The organism is Polyangiaceae bacterium (genome assembly GCA_015075635.1).
Classification (GTDB): domain Bacteria; phylum Myxococcota_A; class Polyangia; order Polyangiales; family Polyangiaceae; genus JADJKB01.
Map to the genome: position 1 here is coordinate 2455953 of JABTUA010000001.1, position 22037 is coordinate 2477989.

The window sequence follows — 22037 nt, forward strand, 5'->3', positions numbered from 1 at the left end:
AGACCCGCTCAGGAAGCGCTCGGCGACTACCTCCACCTGACGACGGAGTGCGCCGGCCCACCCCTCCGGGTATCGCGAAGCGCGTTCGCCGGCATTCTCGCGGGTTCTCGACCTCAGTGGCAGATCGCGATCTGCTCATGTCAAGACGGCGAAAGTCGAGTCAGAACTCGTCGTCGTCGTCGCCGAGCTCCGCGCTGTAAGAAACCACCGCGGCGGCACCACCGACGACGGCCAGCGGGTTCCAGGGCGGCGTGACCTGGCCAACGACCGCGGAGTTGTCGACGATCAGGTAATACTGCCCCTTCCGCACCGGGATGCGCTTCTTGGTCTCGCCGCCCGGCGGCAGCGCAAACCCGGTGATCGGCGGCCCCGGCGGCGGCCCGAGGGCCGCGCCTTTCTGCAGCCCCTCGCGCCACAGATCGCCCGTGCCGCGCGGGAAGAGCAGCGCCTCCACCGCGGGGCCGTCCACGCGCATGCGGAAGAACAGCGCCTGCTCGTCGTCGGCGACCTCGAACGGGCCGAGGAAATCGATCTGGTTGGCGCGGATCTCGGTGGTCTCGTTGGCGAAGACGTAACGATCGCCCTTAGAGGTGTCGAACGGGCGCTTCGGCTTCTGCGGGGGTTGCAGGATGCCCAGGGTGAAGTCGTCGCCGTCGTCGCCGTGCAACACCGTGAACCCGCTGGCCAGCTGGCTCGAGACGATCTGCGAGCCGAACTGATCGACCATCCAACCGGCGGGGGTCTTGAGCCCCCAGTTCACCACCTTGTTCTCGACCGAGCCGACCTGGAAGTCCGGTCCCTTGAGGATGCGCGGATCCTTGGCCCAGACGTAGATGTGCTCTTCGCCCATGAAGAAGTCGAAGCGGTACTCGATGGACGCGCTCACGGCGAAACCGACCCGCCCCGCCACCGGCGTCCACGCGAAGCCGGTGCCGCCGAAGTGCAGGGTCATGCTCTTCCGGTCGTCATGGATCTCGTGGGTGCACTGCGTGGGGAAGAAGCGTCCGATGGTGTTGCCGGTGGGAGTGAGCTTGAGCGGGGCGCCGCGCTTGAGCATCTCCGGACACACCTTCGAGGCACCGAAGTTCGAGAACAGCCACCAGCGCAGGGCGGGGCTGGCGTTCACCGGACCCTTCACGCACGGGCAGCCCACACCGAGCACCAGCACGCAGAAGAGGCCCAGGAGCCGGAGCCGGAGCGGAACGACCCGGGTAGGCTTCTTCTTCATCGAGTCCGTCTTACTCCGGATCGGCGCACACAGCGACACATGTCGTCCTACGCGCGGAGGGCGCCGCCCCTCCCCTTCAGGCCGGACCGGGCAGCGCACAGAAGCCGCCGATACACTGGATCTTGGAGCCGGGCGGCAGGCAGCAGTCCGCCACCGTGGTGCACTTCTCCCCGACCAAGGCGCACTGGTTCGTGGGGGGCGGCACGCACTTGAAGGTGCCGTCGCCCTGGTCGCGGCAGAAGCCGGTGCAGCACTCGTAGCCCTCGTTGCACTCGAGGCCGTTCTGCTTGCAGGGCTCGAGCGCCCAGTACCCGCTCATGTTGATGGTGCTGAGATCTTGTCCCGGCAGCCAGAACGCCGGATGGCTCGGGTCTTTCCCCGGTTGGGGGTTCAGGTCCACCGCCGAGACCCAGAGCTGCTTCCTGTTCTCCGTGGTGGAGTCGCTCGTGGACTGCATGCGGTTGCCGTAGTCGCGGGGGCTGAAGAACACGACCCAGATGTAGCCGCCGACCGCGACGGGGTTGACCGTGGGCTGGTAGCTCCGGAGCTGGTCCTTGGCGGGCAGGCTCGTGCCGCTCGCCGCCGAGAGCTCGATCTCGCCGACCTGCTTGGCGACGTCCGCGATGTAGAGCTTGTTGTGCCCGGTCAGGTTGTTGCCGGCGCCGTACTTGGCCCGGCTGTAGTCGCCCTTCTGGTAGAGGATCCACTTCGAGTCCGGGGAGAAGCTCGGGAACGCGATGGCCAGGTTGGCCCCGTTCACGATGTTCTTCCGATTGCTGAAGGTCAGCGTGTTCTGGTCGAACTCGAACACGTCGAGGTCCGCCCGGGTGAACTCCACCGGGTAGGCGCCGGTCACGTTGCTGGAGAACGCCAAGAGCTTCCCGTCCGGGGAGAACACCGGATCGCACACCTTGTCCGCGATGCCGTCCAGGGCGCTCGCCACCGCGGCCCCGGTCTTGGCGTTCGCCAGGTGCATCGACATGTTCAGATCGTTGTGCACCGCGTAGGCGCCGTCGGGCGAGAGCGCGAGGTAGATCGTGGTCGAGGTGTAGGAGCTGATTTGCACGACGGGCGGCGTGCTCTGCGTGAGATCGATCGTGCCCCAGGGGCTCGCGGTCGAGCCCGTCTTCTCGAACACGGTGGCCAGCGTCGAACCGTCCTTGCTCACGGTGTGGCAGGCCACGCAGCGCTTGCCGTTGCCGCCGGACTCCCAGGGCGGCTGCGTGCCGTTGTAGTTGGCGGGCGCGGGGCTGCCGAGCTGATTGGCGGGACCCGGGTCGAACACGGCCACCGGGCTCGACGCTCCCGGGGCGATCTTCATCAGCGTGCCGGTGTTGACCGCCCAGTAGTAGATGGTGCCGCGCAGGTTGCCGGGGGCGATGGTCCAGCTCTGGGACATGGCCTGATGGGCCGCGCCGGCAGCGTCCAAGCGCGAGACCTTGACGCTCACCGGCGAGCCGTCGCTGCTCTCCGTCAGCGCCGTCCACCACTCCTTCTTCATGCTGAAGCGACTGGGCGGATCGGCGCTGAAGTACGCCGTCAGCGTCACGGACTTGTCGGCGATCTCCAGCTTGTACTTGTCACCCGCCCCGCCGCCGCTCCACATCAGCTCGGGCGCCAGGATCCCCCGGGCGAACACCGTCTGGTCGTACGGGTAGAGCAGCGTGCCGCTCGGGTTGGCGTCCGGCGTCTTGAACTTGTCCTTGTCCGACTGCGGCAGGTTCGCGGTGTCGTCCTCGAACTTCAGGTTGATGGTCGCGCTGGCTGTGGCGGTGAGGGCGCCGTAGGTCGCAGTGACGGTGCCGGAGCCGCCCTTGTTGCCGTGGGCCTTGAGGCTCGCTGCCGGCGAGATCAGCCCGAGGTCGAGCCGGTCGAAGCTCCAGGTCGCGCTGACGGCGGTGGTGCCGCCGCCCTTGAGCTTGCCCACGGCCTTGAACTGCGCTGGCGTGCTGGTGCCGTTCAAGACGTCGATGATCGCGCTCGCCGGCTCGACGCTGAGCGACTCGATCTCGCTCTGGGGTCCGTCGAAGATCAAGCCGGAGTCGGCGCCCGTGCCGCCGCCACCGGACGCGCTGCTGCCGCCGGTGCCGACCGAGCCACCGGTGTTTCCCGCGACCCCTCCCCCTTCGTCACCGCCGCAGGCGTGCGCGACGCCGAAGCAAACCAGAGCGACCGCAAAGATGCTGCGCTTCGAGAGGGACATGGCCACATGCTACGGACACGCGCCCTCCGGTACAATTGCGCGAATTTGCGCGCGCTGGGTCAGCCTGGAATTTTCCGCCTCAGCCGAATGCGCGGCGCACCACGCTCTCCAGCGCTGACACCAAGCTGGGGTCGTCGTTCAGAGCGCGCACCCGCGTGAGCTCGAGCCCGAGCTCTCGGGCCCAGCCCGCCGCCTCGACGTCCAGGTCGTAGAGCGTCTCGACGTGCTCGGCGGGAAAGCCGATCGGCGAGAGCACGACGCGCTCGGCTCCAGACGCCTTTTCCAGCTCGAGCACGCTCTTCAGATCCGGCCCCAGCCAGTCGCCGCCGTCGGCGCCCTGGCTCTGGAACGCCACGACCGTGTCGCGACCCAGGCGCTCGCTCACAGCCGTCGCGCAGGCGCGGAACTGGGCTTCGTACGGATCCCCCTCACGGATGGCGCGGGTCGGCAAGCTGTGGGCCGTGAGCACGACCGCGGTCCGCTTGCCGTCCTCGCCCAACACCGAGCGGATCGCCGCCGCGAAGCCTTCGACCAGCGCGGGCTCCGTGCCCCACGGCTCCGTGGGCACGAGCTCCGGCGCGTTGGGTCCGAGCTCGGCGCGCACTGACGCGAGTGAGGCCTGGGCGGCCTCCCAGTAGACGTGCACCGAGAACGGCGCCAGCGGCAGCACGCACAGGCGCCGAAGCCGGAGCCCGCCGATGCCGCGCAGCACGTCTTCGACGGTGGGGCGCCAGAGCCGCATCCCGACCAGCACCGGCGCGTCGAGCCGCTTCGACAACGCCGAGGCCTGCGCCCGGGTGATGTCGAGCAGCGGCGAGCCACCGATGACCTCGTAGCGGTGGCGGATCTCGGCGCAGAGCTCCGGCGAAGCCGGCCGGCCGCGGCGGATCTGTTGCAGGAACGCCGGCAGGTCGTCGAGGTCGGTCACCGTGCCGTGCGCCACCAGGAGCACGCCGTCGTGGGGTCCAATCGGCATCGGACTCGAGCATAGGACGCTCGGCAGAGAAGGTGTACACCTCTCGGCCATGTCGCTCATTCACTTGAAGGACAAGGTTGCCATCGTCAGCGGCGCGAGCCGGGGCATTGGCGAGGCCATCGCCCGCGCCTTCGCTGGCGCCGGCGCCAACTTGGTGCTCTCGTCGCGCAAGCTCGACGGCGTGCAGGCCGTGGCGGCCCAGCTCCGCGAAGGCGGCAGCGAGGTGCACGCCGTGGCCGCTCACGTCGGCAACACCGACCAGTGCCACGCCCTGGTACGGGAGACCGTGGAGCGCTTCGGTCGCGCCGACGTGCTGGTGAACTGTGCCGGCACCAACCCCTACTTCGGCCCCATGGTGAACATCGATCCCGGCGCCTACGAGAAGACCTTCGAGGTGAACCTGCGCGGCGCCTTCGAGACCAGCCGCGCATTCGCCCAGCACGTGATCGATCGCAAGGGCACGGGCTCCATCGTCACCATCACCAGCGTGGCGGGCCTGCGCGCGGCGCCGCTCCAGGGCGTCTACGGCATGACCAAGGCGGCGCTCGTCAGCATGACGCAGACCCTCGCCTTCGAGCTCGGCCAGAGCGGGGTGCGCGTCAACGCCATCGCGCCCGGGCTGGTCGAGACCCGGCTCGCGGCGGCCATCCTGGCGAGCCCCGAGATGCTGGAGCACGCGAACCGCCACACCGCCCTGGGTCGAGTCGGGCGCCCCGAGGAGATCGCCTCGGCAGCGCTGTTCCTGGCCAGCGACGCGGCGTCGTTCGTGACCGGTCAGACGCTGTGCGTCGACGGCGGCTTCACGGCCTTCTGAGCTTGCCTCAAGGGGTGAGGTCCAGCACGGCGAAGTCGAAGACTCCCGGATTCGTGCTGACCGGGGCGATCTCCGTGCTCAGGAAGTCGAACTTCTTCTCGAACTTCCCGACGGCAACCACGCGGCCGGCGGTGGCGCCGAGCGCGCTGATGCTGTCGGCGCCGCTGCCGCCGAAAAGCGTCGCGAAGCGCACCATGCCGCTCGAATCCAGGCGCACGATGAAGCCGTCTTCGAGGCCCTGCTTGGTGAGTGGGCCGGTGCCGAAGTCGATGCTGACGCTCTTCATGCTCCCGCCCACCCAGACGTCCCCCGTGCTGTCGACGGCGACCGCGTAGGCGCGGTCGTCGGCCCCACCCCCGAACGTGCGCGCCCACTTCAGCTCACCCTTGCCGTCGAGCTGCGCGATCAGCACGTCTTCGCCGCCCTCGTTGGGAAGCGGAGAGCCCTTGCCGACGTCGACCTGGCCCTTGGCGACCCCGACGGCGACCACCTGGTTGCCGGTCGGATTCGTCGCGACGTCGAAGAAGGCGTCGTCACCGGCGCTGCCGATGGCGCGAGCCCACTCCAGATCGAGGTTCGAGTCATAGGCCACCACGGTGGCCAGCTGCAGCGCTGCGCCGGAGCCCAAGACCAGGAGCGGGTCGCCGAAGCCCGCAGACTCACCGGCGGCGTAGATCTTCGGGACCGAGTCGGTGGCGACGTCGAAGAAGCGCTGCGCGCCGCTCCCGGCGAAGACCGCGTGCTTGCCCGGGCCGCTCCACTCGAGCGACACGAGGGCGTCGCCAGCTGCGTCAGCGTTCACGGTCTGCGCGTGCAGCTGTGTCCCGCTCACCACGATGCCCACGCTGACGCTGCCGGAGCCGAAGCGGGCGTTGCCCCAGAACGACTGGTTTCCGTTTCCGATGATGGACAGTCCGTCGACCTGATCGCCAGCCGGGCCCGGTATCAGGCGCGCGACTACGCCGCCCCAGCCTGCGGCCTCCGTGAAGGACGCGTCGCCGATCTTCACGTCCTTCACGAAGAACCCGGACAGGAACAGGGATCCGGTGCCGCCCACGACCACGCCTTCCGCGTACGCTTCGCCGCTGGACGGGAAATGGCGGCGCGGCAGCTCCTCGGCCTGTCCCGGCGCGACCTCGGCGACGAAGCTCTCGTAGCCGGGCGCCACGGAGCCGTAACCGACCACGAAGACGTGAGCGTTCGTCGGGCTGATGGCCACGTCGGTGACGTGATGGCCCGCGCCGCCGGGAATGACGTGGAGCTCCGTCAGAGTCGGGCTCCCCGACCCCGCGTCAGGGCCTGCGTCCGAGCCCGCGCTTCCGGCGCTGCCGGCTTGGCCGCCCGCCCCGGCCGTGCCCGCCGCACCCCCCGTGGAGCTGCCATGGTTGCGCGCAGTGCTCGAGCACGCCCAGACGAGCAGCGCCGGCAGCCACAGCACGCGGAGTCTCATTCGGCGCGCAGCATACACCAGAGGTGACGCGGCTCGCGGGGAGCGGCGTCCGCAACGATTGCCGGCGGCTCACACCGCGCCGGATCTGGTCTACCCTGCCGCGCATGCTGAACGCCCTGAGCCACGCGCCACCCCCCGTCAACGAGCCCGTGCTGAGCTACGCGCCGGGCACGGCCGAGCGCGCGGCGCTCAAAGCCGAGCTGTCGCGGTTGGCCTCGAGCGAGCTCGACATCCCGCTGATCATCGCCGGCAAAGAGGTGCGGACCGGCAAGCAGGGCAGCGCCGTGATGCCCCACGCTCACGCGCACGTGCTCGGCCGCCATCACATGGCGGGGCCGGCCGAGGTGCAGGCGGCGATCCGGGCCGCGGTGGACGCGCAGCACGACTGGGCGCGCATGTCGCAGGGCGCCCGCGCGGCGATCTTCCTCAAGGCCGCCGAGCTCCTGGCCGGGAAGTACCGCCCGATCCTGAACGCCGCCACCATGCTGGGGCAGAGCAAGACGGCACATCAGGCGGAGATCGACGCGGCCTGCGAGCTGATCGACTTCTTCCGCTTCAACGTCCACTTCGCAGAGCGCATCCTGGCGGAGCAGCCGCTCTCCGGCCCGGGCATGTGGAATCAGGGGGACGCGCGGCCCCTCGAGGGCTTCGTGTTCGCGGTGACGCCCTTCAACTTCACGTCCATCGCCGGCAACCTGCCCACCGCCCCGGCCATCCTGGGCAACACCGCGGTGTGGAAGCCCGCGTCGACCGCGGTCTACTCCGCGCACTTCATCATGCAGCTCCTGCTCGAAGCCGGGCTGCCTCCCGGAGTGATCAACCTGGTCTACGGCTCCGGCGGGCAAGTGGGCAACGCCGTGCTGGAGAGCCCGCACCTGGCGGGCGTGCACTTCACCGGCTCGACCGGCGTCTTCCAGGGCATGTGGAAGAGCATCGGGGAACGCATCGGGAGCTACCGCACCTATCCGCGCCTGGTCGGCGAGACCGGCGGCAAGGACTTCATCTTCGCCCACGAGAGCGCCGATCGGCAGGCCCTGGCGGTGGCCATCGTGCGCGGCGCCTTCGAATTCCAGGGGCAGAAGTGCAGCGCGGCCTCCCGCGTCTACCTGCCGAGCAGCATCGCCGACGACGTCCGCGAGCGCGTGGTGGCGATGATCCGCGAACTCAGCGTGGGGGACATCCGGGACTTCTCGAACTTCATGGGCGCCGTCATCGACCAGAGCGCGTACCGCGATCACGTCAGCTACATCGAGCACGCGCGCGGCGACGGCTCGAAGATCCTGGCGGGTGGCAGCTACGACGACAAGGTCGGCTATTTCATCCAGCCGACCCTGGTGGAGACTCCGGACCCGAAGTCCAGGCTGATGCGCGAGGAGATCTTCGGTCCAGTGCTCACCTGGTACGTGTACGACGCGGGCAAGCTGGACGACGCGCTCTCGCTCTGCGACGAGACCTCGCCCTACGCGCTGACGGGCGCCGTGTTCGCGCAAGACCGCGCCTTCGTGAGCAAGGCGTCGGAGCGGCTCCGCAACGCCGCCGGCAACTTCTACGTCAACGACAAGCCGACCGGCGCCGTGGTCGGTCAGCAACCCTTCGGCGGCGCGCGCGCCTCCGGCACGAACGACAAGGCCGGCTCGCTCTGGAACCTGATCCGCTGGATCTCCCCGCGCACGATCAAAGAGACCTTCGCCCCTCCGACCAGCTGGCGCTACCCGTTCCTGGCCAAGGACTGAGCTTGTGGGCGGGTGTCTCACCCGTTGCAATCCGAGACGCACCGACGCTACCCTCGGGTTTTCCGGAGGGCCCCCATGAAGTCCATGCTTCGACCCGCTCGCACGCTCACGATGCTGTTCACGGTCGGTGTGCTCGCGCTGGCGCAGACCCAGTGCGGTGACGACGACGAGGGCGGCGGCGGAAGCGGGGGCAAGAAGGACGCCGGCAGCGACGGCACCACCGGCGGCTCCGGCGGCACGGCAGGCTCCGGCGGCTCGACCGGCGGCACGGCGGGCTCCGGCGGCTCGACCGGCGGCACGGCGGGCTCCGGCGGCGTGGCGGGGAGCGACGCGGGCGACGCCGGCGACGGCGGACCGCCGACCTGCCAGAGCCCCGAGACGCTGTGCGGCACGAGCTGCGTCAACCTCCAGACCGACGCCGCCAACTGCGGCGCCTGCGGCACGGCGTGCACCAGCACCCAGGTCTGCAACCTCGGCCTCTGCGACACCGTGTGCAGCGGTCAGCTGACCAAGTGCGGCTCGAGCTGCGTGGACACCGGCAGCGACGCGAACCACTGCGGCGCCTGCGGCACCGCCTGCGCGGGTGGCAAGATCTGCAGCAACGCGGCCTGCGTGTGCGACGCCGGCCAGACTGACTGCAGCGGCACCTGCGTGAACACAGCCACGAGCCCGACCCACTGCGGCGCCTGCGGCACCGCCTGCGGCGCGAACCAGGTCTGCAACGCCGGCACCTGCGCTGCGGGCTGCACCGCGCCGCTCCAGCTCTGCGCCGGAAGCTGCGTGGACACCAAGAGCGACGCGCAGAACTGCGGCGCCTGCGGCACGGCCTGCGGCAACGGCCTGACCTGCATCAACGGCGCCTGCGCTTGCCCGGCCGGCACGCTGGCTTGCGGCAACCAGTGCGCGGACACCACCATCAGCTTCCAGCACTGCGGCGCCTGCAACAACAAGTGCGGCGCTGGCGAAGCTTGCGTCAACGGCACCTGCACCAACCAGGGCTGCCCGACCCAGCAGACGCTGTGCGGCGGCACCTGCGCGAAGCTCCAGGTCGACCCCGCGAACTGCGGCAGCTGCGGCAACGTCTGCACCGGCGGCCAGGTCTGCAACAGTGGCACCTGCGCCTGCCCCGGCGGCACCACGCTGTGCAGCGGCCTGTGCGTGGACCTCACGAACAACCCGAGCCACTGCGGCGCCTGTGGCACCACCTGCTCCAGCGCTCAGGTCTGCGCGGCCAGCGCCTGCGCGGCGAGCTGTCCCACCGGTACCACGGACTGCAACGGAGCCTGCGTGAACTTGCAGACCAACGAGTCGAACTGCGGCACCTGCGGCGTGACCTGCACCGGCGGCCGCGAGTGCAACGCCGGCGTGTGCGCCTGCCCCGCCGGCGACCTCGAGTGCGGTACGCCCGCGGTCTGCACCAACGTGCAGAAGAGCCCGGCCAACTGCGGTGCCTGCAACAACAAGTGCGGCCCGGGCGGCGCGTGCAACGCCGGTGTCTGCGCCTGTGGCACCGGGCTCAACGCCTGCGGCGGGACCGCCGCTGACGCCGGCACGGATGCAGGCGACGCGGCGGCCAGCGACGCCGGCTCGAGCGTGGTGAAGTGCGTCAACTTCCAGACCGATCCGCAGAACTGCGGCGCCTGCGGCAACGCCTGCGAAGGTGGGACCTGCAGCGCCGGCTCGTGCAACGCAGGCGGGTGAGCGGGCGCCTCACACGCGAAGAATATACGTGATCTCCGTCTTGACCACCGGCTCGCCCAAGCGGAGGTCCAGCATGCGCTGTCGCACCTCGTCGCCGCGGTAGCCGTAGGCGGCGCCGCGCACGTCGCTGACCAGATCGACTCCTCCATCGGGCTTCTCGAGCTCGAATGCGCGGCTTGCACCGTCTTGCACGACGCCCTTCACCCGCTGGTACTGCGAGTAGGCGTAGCCGCCGCCGTGCGGCAGGAGGTTCGCTCGGCTCAGGCGCTCCACCAGCCCGAGCCGCTCCGCGCGCGGGCGGAAGCCGGTCTCCCCGAGCGCCGCGTCGTCGAAGTTCGGCCGCGGGCGCACGAGATACGCGGGCAGCTCCGGTCCCAGCGTCAGCGGGAAGAGCTGCCCGGAGGCCAGATCTTCGTCGTCGAAGCAGTAGCAGCCGAGGATGGCGTCGTTCATCGCGAGCTGCCCCTGGTGCGTGCGGTTCACGATCACGTCCAGAGGTCCGAGCAGCGCCCGGGCCAGGGCCTCCCGGCGCCGCAGGCTGAAGTCCTGGCACCAGGTGTAGGCCGCGTAGAAGTCGGTCGCCTTCGCGCCCGTGAGCACGTGCACCGGCCCCCAAGGCGTCTGGCGCGTCTCCATCATCTTCTGGAGCTCCTCGCTGGCGTCCCAGTAGATGCCCGGCCCCTTCGGCGAGCGCTCGCGGTGCTCGTGCCCGGACGAGTGGATGATGGCGAGCGTGTCGGCCTTGGGCGCGTCGTCCGTGTAGCGCTCGCGCACCTCGCAGATGTCCAGAAAGTGGTTGCCCTCGGTCAGGTCGAACTCGACCTCGACGCCGTCGACGACCAGCGGCTCCTTCTCGAGCTTCTTCGCGCGCGCCTCGATCTCGGCGGGCGGCGGCCGGTCGTGGAGCGCGACGGCGATCATGCCGCAGTGGTTGCTCTTGATGTCGAGCACCGCGAAGTCGCCGCTCCACTGGATGCGCCCGCCGTAGCCGAAGCCTTGGCCCCAGCGCCCGGTGTTGCGCGTGACGGTGGCGTCCGGCGCGCCGGTGAAGCTCGCGTCCATGGGCAGGCCCAGCTGGCGCTGCACCTCCTGGATCTTGGCGATGCCGAAGGGCATGTTGGCCCCGCACAGCTGCTCGCCCACGTCCCCCACCCCGGACAGGAAGCAGTGCTCGCGGGCTCGGTCGAGCGCGGCGCTGTCGTCGTTCATGTTCGGAGATGCCTAATACACGCGCGTGAAACCGGCCAGGGCCTCACTCCCACTCGGTGTGGAAGGAGCCCTCGCGATCGACCCGTGCGTAGGTGTGGGCGCCGAAGAAGTCCCGCTGGGCCTGGAGCAGGTTCGCCGGCAGGCGCTCGCGCCGGTAGCCGTCGAAGTAGGCGAGCGATCCCGAGAAGGTCGGCACCGGTACGCCGGACTGGACGGCCAGCGACACCACCCGGCGCCAGGCGGGCTGGCGCTCGGCGAGCTCCTTGGCGAACTCTGCGTCCACGAGCAGGCTCGGCAGCTCGGCGTTTCGGTCGTAGGCGCGCTTGATGCGATCGAGGAAGCGCGCACGGATGATGCAGCCACCCTTCCAGATGCGGGCGATTGCCCCGAGGCGCAGGCCCCAGCCGTACTCGCCTGAGGCGCGCCGGAGCAGGTTCATCCCCTGGGCGTAGCTCTGCACCTTGGCGGCGTAGAGCGCGTGGCGCACGTCCTCGGCGAGCGTTTTCGGATCGACCTTGCCGCTCGCGATGGTGCGGCCCTCGATGGCCTTCGAAGCCGCCACGCGGTCGGCCTTCATGGCCGAGAGCATTCGGGCCTCCACGGAGCTGGCTATGGTCGGGATGGGCGAGCCGAGCTCGGCGGCCTGCTGCACCGTCCACTTGCCGGTGCCCTTCATGCCCGTGGCGTCCACGATCTTGTCCACCAGGAAGCCGTCGGCGAGCGCGTCTTTCTTGCGAAAGATCTTGCTGGTGATCTCGATCAGGAACGACTCGAGCTCGCCACGGTTCCACTCCGCGAACAGCTCCCCGAGCTGCTCGTTGCTCATGCCACCCAGCGTCTTCAGGACGTCGTAGGCCTCGGCGATGAGCTGCATGTCGCCGTACTCGATGCCGTTGTGGACCATCTTCACGTAGTGGCCCGCGCCGCCCGGCCCCATCCAGTCCACGCACGGGCCGTCGTCCACCTGAGCGGCGATCTTGGTCAGGATGGGCGCGAGCTCTTCATACGCGCTCTTCGGCCCGCCGGGCATCAGCGAAGGGCCGTGCCGCGCGCCTTCCTCGCCGCCTGACACGCCCATGCCCACGAAGCGGAAGCCCCGGGCGTCGAGCTCCTTGCTGCGGCGCTCGGTGTTGGTGAAGTACTCGTTGCCGCCGTCGATCAGCATGTCGCCGGGCTCGAGGTGCGGAGTCAGGCTTGCGATGGTGTCGTCCACGGGTTTGCCCGCCTTGACCATCATCACGATCTTGCGCGGCCGGCTGAGCGCAGCGCAGAGCTCCGCCGGCGACTTCGCGCCGACGATCTTCTTGCCCGGGTTCGCCGCGAGGAAGGCGTCCACCTTGTCGGTGCTGCGGTTGAAGACCGCGATGGGAAACCCCTTCTCCTCGATGTTGAGGGCCAGGTTCTCCCCCATCACCGCCAACCCCACCAAGCCGATCTGCTGCATGGCGCGGAATGGTAGCGGGGATCTGGCGTACGGAAACACCCTTTCACGAGGGCTTCGGGGTCACCAGAGAACCGCCAAGGCGCCAGAAGGAACGCCAAGTTCGCCAAGAGCTCACAAATCCGAGGATTCTGAGATTCGAGAATTCCGAGATTCAAGAATTTCTGACTTGGCGAACTTGGCGAACTTGGGGTCTTGGCGGTTTTCTGAGCGTCCCGGCGGCCGCGGCAGAGTGAGTGCGCTCAGATCTCCGGCGCGCTCTGGTAGGCGCATGCGGCCGGGTCGCCTTCAGACGTCTCCCAGTTGATCGAGTCACTGTAGTAGACCCGGTAGAAGTCCGAGCCCCAGCACTCGACGGCAGTGACCTTGCCCGGATCGGCCGGGACGTCGCCGCCGGTGATGGTGATGTCGGCGCGGCCGGCGCCGGTGCCGTTCCACTGGCTCAGGATCGAGATGTCCTCCGGCTCCGTCATGTTGCTGTCGTCGGCGTCGGCGAAGGCGTCGACCTTCAGCGTCCCGGTGCCGTCGGCGGCGCTCTTGCTCGTCACCGTGAACCACTCCTCGGTGTGGGTCGGGGTGACCTCCGCCGTGATGGTGCGCGGCTGCGAGAACAGGTTCGAGGTGATGTCCGGCGGCAGGTCGTGGGTGATCTTGATCTTGCCGGTCTCGCCGTCCGCGGTGAACGGGTCGAGCTCGTGGGCGACGTCCAGATCGATGGTGAAGTAGCCGTCGCCGTGGCTCGAGTGGCCCTTGCCCCAGCCCTTGCCGAGCAGGATGGTCTTGTAGTCCGCGTCGCTGTTCGAGCCCTTGGGGCGGCCTTCGAGGCGATACTCGTACTCCTTCTGGCCGACCTCGGTGACGCGGAAGCGGTAGGTCACCGGTTCCAGCGAGTCCGTCCAGGGGCCCCAGGTGGCCTCGTGGTCGTCTACCGAGGTCGGGTGCGTGTGTACGATGATCCACACGCTGCCGAGCACGACGCCGGCGACCTGGTTCACGCCCTTGCGGACCTGCCGAGTGAACCCGTAGTACTTGGCCCAAGGCCCGTTGGCCCAGGGCTCGTCCCCCTGGATGCTCTGGCCGCCGGAGCTACCGCTGCCCTGCGCGTCCTCGGGACCGGCGACTTTGACGTGGTCTGCCTGGGGGATGGCCTGCTGGAACTTGGAGACGTCCTCCTCCTGCTTCAGCACGCAGCCCTGCCCGATCGCAGCCGCCGCCACCCATGCGCCCAACTTCCAGAACCCGCGATTGAACCACTTGGTCATTTTTCTTTGCTCCCAGCTCGCCGGCACCTCTTTCAAGGACCGGGCCAAGAACAATTCGGGGAATTTTTCGCGTGCTTCGACCGTAGCGTGCACTCCCGGACCCAGGCCTCCGCGTGAACTCGGGTTCTCGGGCTCGCGTTTTTCCTCTGCGCGCGCCCTGGGATATCCTGCGCGGACTCGATGCGCGCCCGCATCAACCCAGCCACCGCCCTGCTGGCGGTGGGTCGGCTCACCGATCCGCAGGACCGGGCCGCGAGCTTCCGGCAGGCGATCGCCGCGCTGGGGCAGAACATGCGGGTCACCGGGCCCCCGCCCCTGGACGGAATCGACCCGCAATCGCTGACCCGGGCCTGCCAGGTCGCCCTGGAAGCCAAGCTGTTCGAGGATCTGGACTGGATCGCGCCGGGGCCCGCGACCGTCGCGCTCTACGAGCTGATGATGGCGCTGCCGACGGGCGCCGAGCGCCGCGAGCTCGGGCGCAAGGTGCTGACCCGCCTCTACGAGGGCACGGCCGGGACCTTTGCCGCTGTCGCCACGCGCATGGCTCTGGGCTCGGGCAAGGCGCTCGAGCCGGCCACGATGCGCGCCCGAGTCAGCCTCGTCATCGACGTGCCCATCGGCTCGGACGTGGACGGGGACGCGCTGGCCCTGACCTTGGCGACCCGGCGCGAGCTCGCGGAGCGCTGGATGGTGCGACCGTCGTTCGCGGCGCTGCCGGCGCGGCGCATGGCAGCGCGCATCCTGGAGCGCGCGGCGCGGGAAGCGGTGATGCGCTCCCAGCAAGGCGATCCGCTCCCGGGCGAGCTGCTCGGGGGCGAGATCGTGCGGCCCGTGCGACGCCGCCTGCTCGCCGATCGCGAGCCCCTGGTCTGGCGCCACGCGGCGATCTCGCGCGGGCTACTCGCCAGCGTGGATCAGAGCCTGCGCGAGCAGATCGATCTGGCGCTCGACCCGGCGCTGTCGCCCACCGAGTGGCGCCGCGCCGCGGTCTCGCTGGTGGCGACCCTGGCCGCCGATCCGAACGGCGGCCTGAAGGCCTGCCAGCGGCTCCTCAGGAGCGAGATCCTGCGCAAGGACCCGGGCATCGCGGCCACCATGGTCTGGGGCCTCGGCCCCGCCATCGAGACCGAGCCGGACGCCGCCGAGCAGCTTCTCGATCTCTTGGCCGCGTCGCGCCGGCCAGACGTCGCGGAGGCCGTGGCGCAGCTGTTCGCGGAGCTCGGGCCGACTCGCTTCGGTGGCCGGGCTGCCGACATGCTGCGCTCGGTCCTGGCTTCCAAGCTCGACAGCGATCCGCCGGCGCTGCGAGCGATCACCGAGCGCACGCTTGCGAGCCTGGACCGAGAACGGGGCGACGGCGGGCTCGCGGAGTCGCTGCGTCGGGCGATGGTCGCGTTCGAGACCCGCGGGGCTCGCGCCGCCCACGATCACGCCACGGAAGCCGAAACGGAGGCGCGGGCAGCGCTCGAGCGCTTGCTCGAGCTCGACGCGCACGACCCGCAAGCGTTGCCCGAGGCGCTCGCGCTGCTCGCCGACCTGGACGCCGGGGCACTGGAGTCGAATCGCCTCGCCGATCTCCTGCTGCTTGGCCGCCGCCCCGGCGACGCGGACGCGAGCCTGCCCGGAATGGAACGCGCGTTCGATGCTCTGGGCCGCTGGCTGCTCGACGCCGAGGAGCGTGAGATCGCCGCCGCCTGGTCCCGCCTCGGCTCGCTGGGCAATCAGCGACGCTTGCGCGCGCTCCTGCACCTGGTCGACACCGAGACCGCGCACGGCGAGACGGACGAGGCCAGCACCCGCCTGCGCGAGCGGATCCGTCGCGCCCTCGACGTGCTGGTCCGACGGGTCGCCGCCGGGCCCGACGCCTCTGTGCACCGCATCGTGTGCGCCACGCTGGCCCGCGCTTGCGACGCCGCGGTGCGCGAGGGTGTCGCCGAACCGAGCGACGTGTTCCTGCTGGTGGCCGAGCGGCTCGGCGACCGGCACTCCATCGTGACCCTCGGCGAGGCCAGCACCAACGAGGACGTGGAGACCGTGCTCGGCGCCTACGCCAGCTTCCTCGACCCGGGCGGCGCTGCAGAGTCGCAGGCAGAGAGCACCCACGACACCGAGACGGCGCACCTGGCCGATCACGCCGGCTTCGCCACCGCGGCCCGGCGCGTGCTCCGGCTCTCGGTGGGCCTAGCCGCCGGGGGCTCGCACCGCGCGGAGGCGCTGCGCGGGACGGTGCTCCGGCTGGCTCGCTCGCTCGAGGCGGTGGTAGCCGCGCGCGGGCTCTCGGACATCGTGGAGCAGAGCTCCGGCAGCTCGGCCATCGAGGAGATCGAGCACGCCCTGGACTCGCTGCGCATGCTGCTCTCCGGCGCGCGGCGACGCGTGCTCGAGCAGGAGCCCGATGCCGCGGAGGTGATCGCGGACGTCGCTCCGTTGTCGCTCTTGCTCGAGCGCGCCGTGAGCGCGTCGGTGCCGCCGAATGCCGAGCAGCTGGCGGCCGCGCGAGAGGAGCTCCTGCGCGAGCTGCCCACCCCGCTCACACTCGCCGTCGCCGGTGTGCTGTCGCGGGTCGCGGAGCTGCCGGCGGTGGCGCCGGCGGACGTGGTCGCGATCCCGCTCGGCCGGCGCCGCGCCGAGCTGCCGGACTGGCTGCTGCCGCGCCGCACCCTCGGCGCTTTCTACGTGGTCAGGCCCCTGGGCGCCGGCGGCGTCAGCTCGGTGTTCGTCGCGCGCCGACTCGAGGAGCGCCACGACGCCAAGGCCGAGAGCTTCGCGCTCAAGGTGCCGCAGTTCGACCCCACCACGGCCCGCAGCCTGTCCGAGCAGGAGTTCATGCAACTCTTCCGCGACGAGGCCGGCGCGCTCTTGTCCCTGCCGCAGCACGAGAACCTGGCGCGCTTCGTCACCTTCGACATGGCGGCGCGTCCGAAGCCCATCCTGGTGATGGAGCTGATCCGCGGCGTGGGCCTCGATCGGCTGGTGCGCAGCCGCTCGCTGACCGTCGAGCGGGCGTTCTCCTACCTGGACGGCATCTTGGCCGGCCTGGAGGCCATGCACAGCGTGGGCGTCGGCCACTTGGACGTGAAGCCTTCGAATGTGATCTTACGTGACGGCGACACTCCGGTGCTCGTGGACTTCGGCCTGAGCGGTCGCAAGCTGCGCCCGGGCTGCGGCACGCTCGAGTACTGCTCCCCGGAGGTGATCGGCATCGTCGCCGAGGGACACGCCCCGAGCCCCCTCGCCGCCGACGTGTACGCCTTCGCCTGCATGGCGTTCGAGGTGCTGACGGGCAAGCCGCTCTTCGACGCCGCCGACGAGACCGCCATCCTCTCGCTTCACCTCGCCCACGACGGCTGGCCCGACAAGCTGGTGTCGCTCGGCAAGATGACGGATCTCGCCGACGTCAGCGTGGTGCTCGCCGCATGCCTGCGCCGCGATGCGCGCGCTCGCCCTGACATCAGCGACGTGCGCAAGGCCCTGGGACAAGCCGGCCGGAAGCTCGTGCGTGCGAGCTGGCCGCTGGGCAGGACCCCGCGCGCCGAGCCCGCGAGCGCACGTCCGTGAGCGCGAGGCTCGCGTTGGTCGCCGCGCTCCTCGCGCTCGGCTGCAGCCGGCCGGCGGCCCCGAGCATTCACCTCGAGGTCGGGCCGGCGGCCGGGGAGCGCCTGGAGTTCTCACCCCAAGCTTCGTTCGCCGAATACGTCGAGCTCAAGGATTCGCGTCACGAGCTCAGGCTCACGTTCGCAGGCTACGCAACTTCTTGCGAAGGCTACGTCACCCCGCCCCCGGGCCGACCCCTGGTGAGCGTCGTGATCGCCAGCCCGTGGAACGACCCGCCACGCCCGGCGCACTACCCGTGGACCGGACAGACCGAGCGCGCGCACGCGCTGCCGAGCGTACGCATCGGGACCCGCGCCTACGATTTGCCGCCCGGTGGCGGCGTCACGCTCCGCTCCCTCGAGCTCTCGCCACACGGCAGCGTCGAAGGCGACCTCGACTTCCAGTTCCCCGGCGACGCCGAGCGTCCCGCCAAGAGCGTGCGCGGGCGTTTCGTGGCGCGCCTCTGCCGTGTGAATCGCGCGGAGGCTCCCTGAGCGCCGCGCGATTGTTCGGAGTCGAGCCTGAGGAGCTGCCTGGCGTCAGGCGGCTGGCGCTCCTGCTCGCGCTCACCACCGGCGCGGAGCTCGTCGCCGAAGGCGTGGTGCTCTCGGCCTTCATCGCCCGTATCGGGGCCGCGGCGTTGCCCACCGCGCTGGCGCTCCGGGCGCTCGGCGAAGTGCTGCTCTCGCTCGGCTTCGAGCGAGGGCTCGCCCGATCGAGCCCCGGGCGGGCCATGCGCGCCGTCGTGCTGGCAGGCGTCGTGCTGTTCGTCGCGGCGGCGGCCACGCTCTCGAGCAGCGCGGGCGTCTACGCGGGATTCGTCGTGGTCACCGCGATGGCCCGCATCAAGTCCATCCACTTCGGCGTGCTGGCGCTCGCCGAGCTGCCAGGCCCCAGCGCGGCGCGGGCGCTGCCGCTGGTCCACGCCGGCGGCCGACTCGGCGGGGTCGCCGCCGGCCCGCTGCTCGCGCTCGGGGGCCCGGCCCTCGGTCCCCATTGGCTGGTGGCCGTGGCCGCGGGCCTGTACGCATCGACCACGCTCTTCTTGCTGCGTGCGCGCGGCGCTCCGCCGTCGGTCGCGCCCGCCGCCGCGTCCGGCCCCGACCCGAGCGCGGCGACGGGCTTGCTCGCCGCCATTCTGGTGGGCGCCGTCGCCCTCGCCCTGGGGCGGCTCGCGCTGGTCACCCAGAGCGGCGCCATCCTGGAGCGCGCCTACGGCGAGGCCGAGCTGAACCGCGTACTCGGCCTCTATTTCACCGGTGCAAACCTGCTCGCCTTCTTGCTCCAGGCACTGATGGTGGGCCGCGTGCTCGGCGCCGGTGGGTTGCCGCTCCTGAACAGCGGTTGGTCCCTGCTCTACCTGGCCGCCCAGGCCTTGCTCTCGTTCGGCCCGGCCTCGGTGCTGGTGGCGCTGTCGGCACGGCTGGTCGAGAGCGAGCTCCGCAACGCGCTCCGGACTCCAGTGGCCAGTCTGCTCTACGAGGCCATGCCCGCTGCGCGCCGGGCCCTCGCCCGCACCCTGGTCATCGGAGTCGCGGTGCCCGCCGCCTCGCTGGTCGGCGGGCTCGGGCTCGGGTTCGCCCAGGCCCACCCCCAAGTGCTCTCGGCCCTGGGCCTCGGGGCGGCGGCCCTGATCGTGCTCTCCGCTTGGGCACAAAACCGGGCGTATCGGCTCGCTCAGCGCTGATCGCGTCCGGTATTTTACAGCCCCACCCGGCCAGAGGTAGCGTCTCGGCCCGATGCGCGGGCCGAAGCTCAGTGTGCGCGGAAAGATCGTGGGCACCATCATCGCCGTCTCGGTGGTGGTGCTGGCGCTGGGGGCGTGGGCGGCGTTCGGCGCCGTGACCAGCACCGGCGGCCGGGGCGGACCGGTGCTGCAAAAGCACTACGAGCGCTACAAGTCCAACCTCCAGAGCTTCGGCACCAGCGACTACGCCATCGCCCGCATCATCGCCAGCGATCCAGCGCTCGGCCAGGCGCTCGACGGCGCCGAGGCCGGCGTGGTCGGCGAGGCGGTCAAGCGCCTGATGGAGCCGCTCCAGAGCACCATCGCGCCCGACTTGCTCGTGATCTCGGATGCAGCGGGCAACACCGTCGCCGTCGGCGGCATGAAGACCATCCCGAGCGCCGACTACCGCACCACGCGGCTCTACTCCGATCTGCGCGACGGCAAGCCGATCCGCGGCAAGATCGCGCTGATCAACGGCAAGGGCTACCGCGTCGCCGGCGCCACCGTGCGGCGCAGCGAGAGCCACACACCCGGTGCGCCGGCCGGGGAGCGCATCGTCGGCACCGTGCTGATCGCCACCCAGCTCGACGGTTGGTTCGCCGACGTCGCGGCCAACAGCGGCAGCGACAAGCCCGAGAAGCAGCACCGCTTCGCGCTGGTCGCCGGTGACAAGGTCGTGGCGAGCGCTCTGGGCAAGGACGAGCGCGAGCCGATGGCCGAGGCCACCAAGGCGCCGAAGATGGCCAAGGAGGGCGACGAGGAGGTCCCCGTCCTGGAGTTCTCGGGCAAGACCTGGGACCTCTGGAGCGAGCCGATCTTCGGCTACGAGCGCAACGGCGATCCGGAGACCAACAAGATCGGCACGCTCTACATGGTCCGGACCCGCGAGCACCAGGCTGCGAAGATCCGCGACGCAGTCGGCGACATGGCCGTGGTGTTCGCCGTCGCGCTCGCGGCAGCGCTCCTGGTCGGTTACCTCTTGGCGGTCCAGATCACGCGGCCACTGCGCCGCTACATCGACGCCACCGAGGATCTGACCCGGGGACGCGCCGATCTGTCCAAGCGCTTGGCCGTCGAGACCAACGACGAGCTCGGCGTGCTGGCCGGTAACCTCAACCGCGTGTTCGCCAAGATCCACAGCTTGGCCGCCGGCGTGCAGCGCACCGCCTTCCAGGTCAACTCGTCGAGCGGTGAGATCTCCAGCGTCAGCAAGCAGATGCTCGACGGCGCCAAGGAGCAGGCCGGCAAGATCTCGAACTCGACGGCCGCCGTGACCGAGCTGTCGTCGTCCATCCAGCAGGTGGCCGAGAACGCCGCCGAGGCCACCCGAACCGCCAAGCAGAGCGGCGAGGCGGTCACGCGTGCCATCCAGCGCCTGCAGCAGATCCGCCGGGTGGTCGAGGACGCCGCCCAGCGCATCGGCACGCTGGGCGAGAGCGGCAAGCGTATCGGCAACATCGTCGAGGTGATCCGCCAGATCAGCGAGCAGACCACCATGCTGGCGCTGAACGCCGCCATCGAGGCCGCCCACGCCGGCGAGCACGGCCGCGGCTTCGCCGTGGTAGCCGACGAGGTCAGCTCACTGGCCAAGCGCACCGGGCAGAGCGCCCGAGACATCGAGGACCTCATCGCCACCATCCGAGATCAGACCACCGAGGCCGTGAACGTCATGCAGGACGGCACCCGCGTAGTGGAGGAGGGCACCGGCCTGGTGGAGACCACCCTCGCCGATCTGAAGACGCTGATCAGCGTCGTGGACGACACCGCGGCGGCGGTGCAGGAGCAGGCCATCGCCTCCGACGAGATCGCGCGCAACATGGACGCCGTGCAGCGCATCGCGGCCTCCGTGCTGAGCTCCAGCGAGAACGCGGTGGCTCAGGGCGACGCCCTACAGAAGCTGGCGGACGAGCTCGAGGAGAGCGTGCGCGGCTTCCGCATCGACTCCGAGCGGGCGCTGCTCGACGAGGCGGAGCTCAAGGCGCTGCCCGAGGCCAGCAAATGAAGCGCGCCCCCCTCTGGCTCTGCCTCGCGCTCGGCGCCTTCGGCTGTGGCGACGACGAGACCACCCCGCCGGCGCCCCTGCCGCCGCCGGTCGTCTCCATCGTGTCCGTACAGAGCGTCGGTGGTCCAAGCTGGAAGCCCGGAGACGCTCCCTGCGTGGAGCTCGGACAGGACGCCGATCAGACCGTGGTCGTGAGCATCGACATGACCAACTCCGAGGGCGAAGCCACGTTCACCCTGCGTCCGCCCGGCACCTGCGGCAGCGAGCGGCAGTGCGGGACCGCCTTGCTCCGGGTCGATCCGAGCGGTGAGGGCGAGGCGCTTCGGGTGTCGGGCGCGCAGACCAGCCTCGCCGCCAAGCTCGCGACGCTGGGCACCGGCACCCGCATTTTCCGCGTGGAGCTCCGCGAGGCGGACGGCGATCCGGTCCTCGACAAGCAAACCAAGGAAACGCTGTTCGACGAGGCCACCCTGGAGGTGAAAGCGCCCGGAGGCTGCGGCGGCGCGAGCGATGCCGGCAGTGACGCCGCGAGCGACGCCGGCAGCGACGCCGCGAGCGACGCCGGCAGCGACGCCGCGAGCGACGCCGGCAGCGACGCCGGCAGCGACGCCGCGAGCGACGCCGCGAGCGACGCGGATCTGGACGCCGCGAGCGACGCCGGAGTCGACGCGGCCGACGCCGACGCTGCGGACTGA

At 70.4% G+C, this 22037-nt stretch carries 15 protein-coding genes; 8 read left to right on the top strand and 7 right to left on the bottom strand.

Going from position 1 to position 22037, the window contains the following annotated elements; all coding sequences use genetic code 11:
* Positions 1–160 precede the first annotated feature (160 nt).
* The 3 genes from HS104_11050 to hemH form a co-directional block, all read right to left on the bottom strand.
* A complete protein-coding gene (locus HS104_11050) occupies positions 161–1228 on the bottom strand; it encodes a hypothetical protein (protein MBE7480505.1) in 1068 nt (355 codons plus the stop codon).
* A 76-nt stretch (positions 1229–1304) separates the two neighbouring features.
* Positions 1305–3431 carry a PD40 domain-containing protein gene (locus HS104_11055; protein ID MBE7480506.1) on the bottom strand — a complete coding sequence of 709 codons (2127 nt, stop codon included), beginning with the start codon at positions 3429–3431 and terminating at the stop codon, positions 1305–1307.
* Positions 3432–3510: 79 nt separating this feature from the next.
* On the bottom strand, positions 3511–4407 hold the full coding sequence (hemH, locus tag HS104_11060) for a ferrochelatase (protein ID MBE7480507.1): 897 nt from the start codon (positions 4405–4407) through the stop codon (positions 3511–3513).
* 49 nt (positions 4408–4456) lie between these two features.
* On the opposite strand from hemH, the gene HS104_11065 reads away from it, so the two are divergent.
* Positions 4457–5221, top strand: coding sequence for a glucose 1-dehydrogenase (locus tag HS104_11065; GenBank protein ID MBE7480508.1), 765 nt, complete (start codon positions 4457–4459; stop codon positions 5219–5221).
* 7 nt (positions 5222–5228) lie between these two features.
* On the opposite strand, the gene HS104_11070 is transcribed toward HS104_11065, so the two are convergent.
* A complete protein-coding gene (locus HS104_11070; protein ID MBE7480509.1) occupies positions 5229–6671 on the bottom strand; it encodes a hypothetical protein in 1443 nt (480 codons plus the stop codon).
* A gap of 104 nt (positions 6672–6775) precedes the next feature.
* Here HS104_11070 and pruA point away from each other — a divergent pair, with 104 nt between their 5' ends.
* Complete coding sequence (gene pruA / locus HS104_11075) at positions 6776–8404, top strand: L-glutamate gamma-semialdehyde dehydrogenase (GenBank protein MBE7480510.1); 1629 nt, start codon at positions 6776–6778, stop codon at positions 8402–8404.
* Between the two features lie 75 nt (positions 8405–8479).
* Entirely contained in the window at positions 8480–10105 is a 1626-nt protein-coding gene (locus HS104_11080; GenBank protein ID MBE7480511.1) for a hypothetical protein, read from the top strand.
* 9 nt (positions 10106–10114) lie between these two features.
* On the opposite strand, the gene HS104_11085 is transcribed toward HS104_11080, so the two are convergent.
* The 3 genes from HS104_11085 to HS104_11095 all read right to left on the bottom strand — a co-directional run bounded on the left by HS104_11085 (position 10115) and on the right by HS104_11095 (position 14017).
* The gene (locus tag HS104_11085) at positions 10115–11314 is read right to left on the bottom strand and encodes a hypothetical protein (GenBank protein MBE7480512.1); all 1200 of its coding nucleotides are present in this window, start codon (positions 11312–11314) and stop codon (positions 10115–10117) included.
* A gap of 43 nt (positions 11315–11357) precedes the next feature.
* Positions 11358–12758 (bottom strand): NADP-dependent phosphogluconate dehydrogenase, encoded by a 1401-nt coding sequence (gndA, locus tag HS104_11090; GenBank protein ID MBE7480513.1) that lies wholly within the window; start codon positions 12756–12758, stop codon positions 11358–11360.
* Between the two features lie 239 nt (positions 12759–12997).
* Positions 12998–14017, bottom strand: coding sequence for a hypothetical protein (locus HS104_11095; protein ID MBE7480514.1), 1020 nt, complete (start codon positions 14015–14017; stop codon positions 12998–13000).
* A gap of 180 nt (positions 14018–14197) precedes the next feature.
* Between HS104_11095 and HS104_11100 the strand changes: the two genes are divergently transcribed.
* The 5 genes from HS104_11100 to HS104_11120 are packed head-to-tail and all read left to right on the top strand — an operon-like array spanning position 14198 to position 22037.
* Entirely contained in the window at positions 14198–17575 is a 3378-nt protein-coding gene (locus HS104_11100) for a protein kinase (GenBank protein MBE7480515.1), read from the top strand.
* The gene (locus tag HS104_11105) at positions 17572–18105 is read left to right on the top strand and encodes a hypothetical protein (protein MBE7480516.1); all 534 of its coding nucleotides are present in this window, start codon (positions 17572–17574) and stop codon (positions 18103–18105) included. Before HS104_11100 ends, HS104_11105 begins: the two co-directional genes overlap by 4 nt.
* 11 nt (positions 18106–18116) lie before the next feature.
* Entirely contained in the window at positions 18117–19298 is a 1182-nt protein-coding gene (locus HS104_11110) for a hypothetical protein (protein ID MBE7480517.1), read from the top strand.
* 52 nt (positions 19299–19350) lie between these two features.
* Positions 19351–21342, top strand: coding sequence for a methyl-accepting chemotaxis protein (locus HS104_11115; protein MBE7480518.1), 1992 nt, complete (start codon positions 19351–19353; stop codon positions 21340–21342).
* Entirely contained in the window at positions 21339–22037 is a 699-nt protein-coding gene (locus tag HS104_11120; GenBank protein ID MBE7480519.1) for a hypothetical protein, read from the top strand. Before HS104_11115 ends, HS104_11120 begins: the two co-directional genes overlap by 4 nt.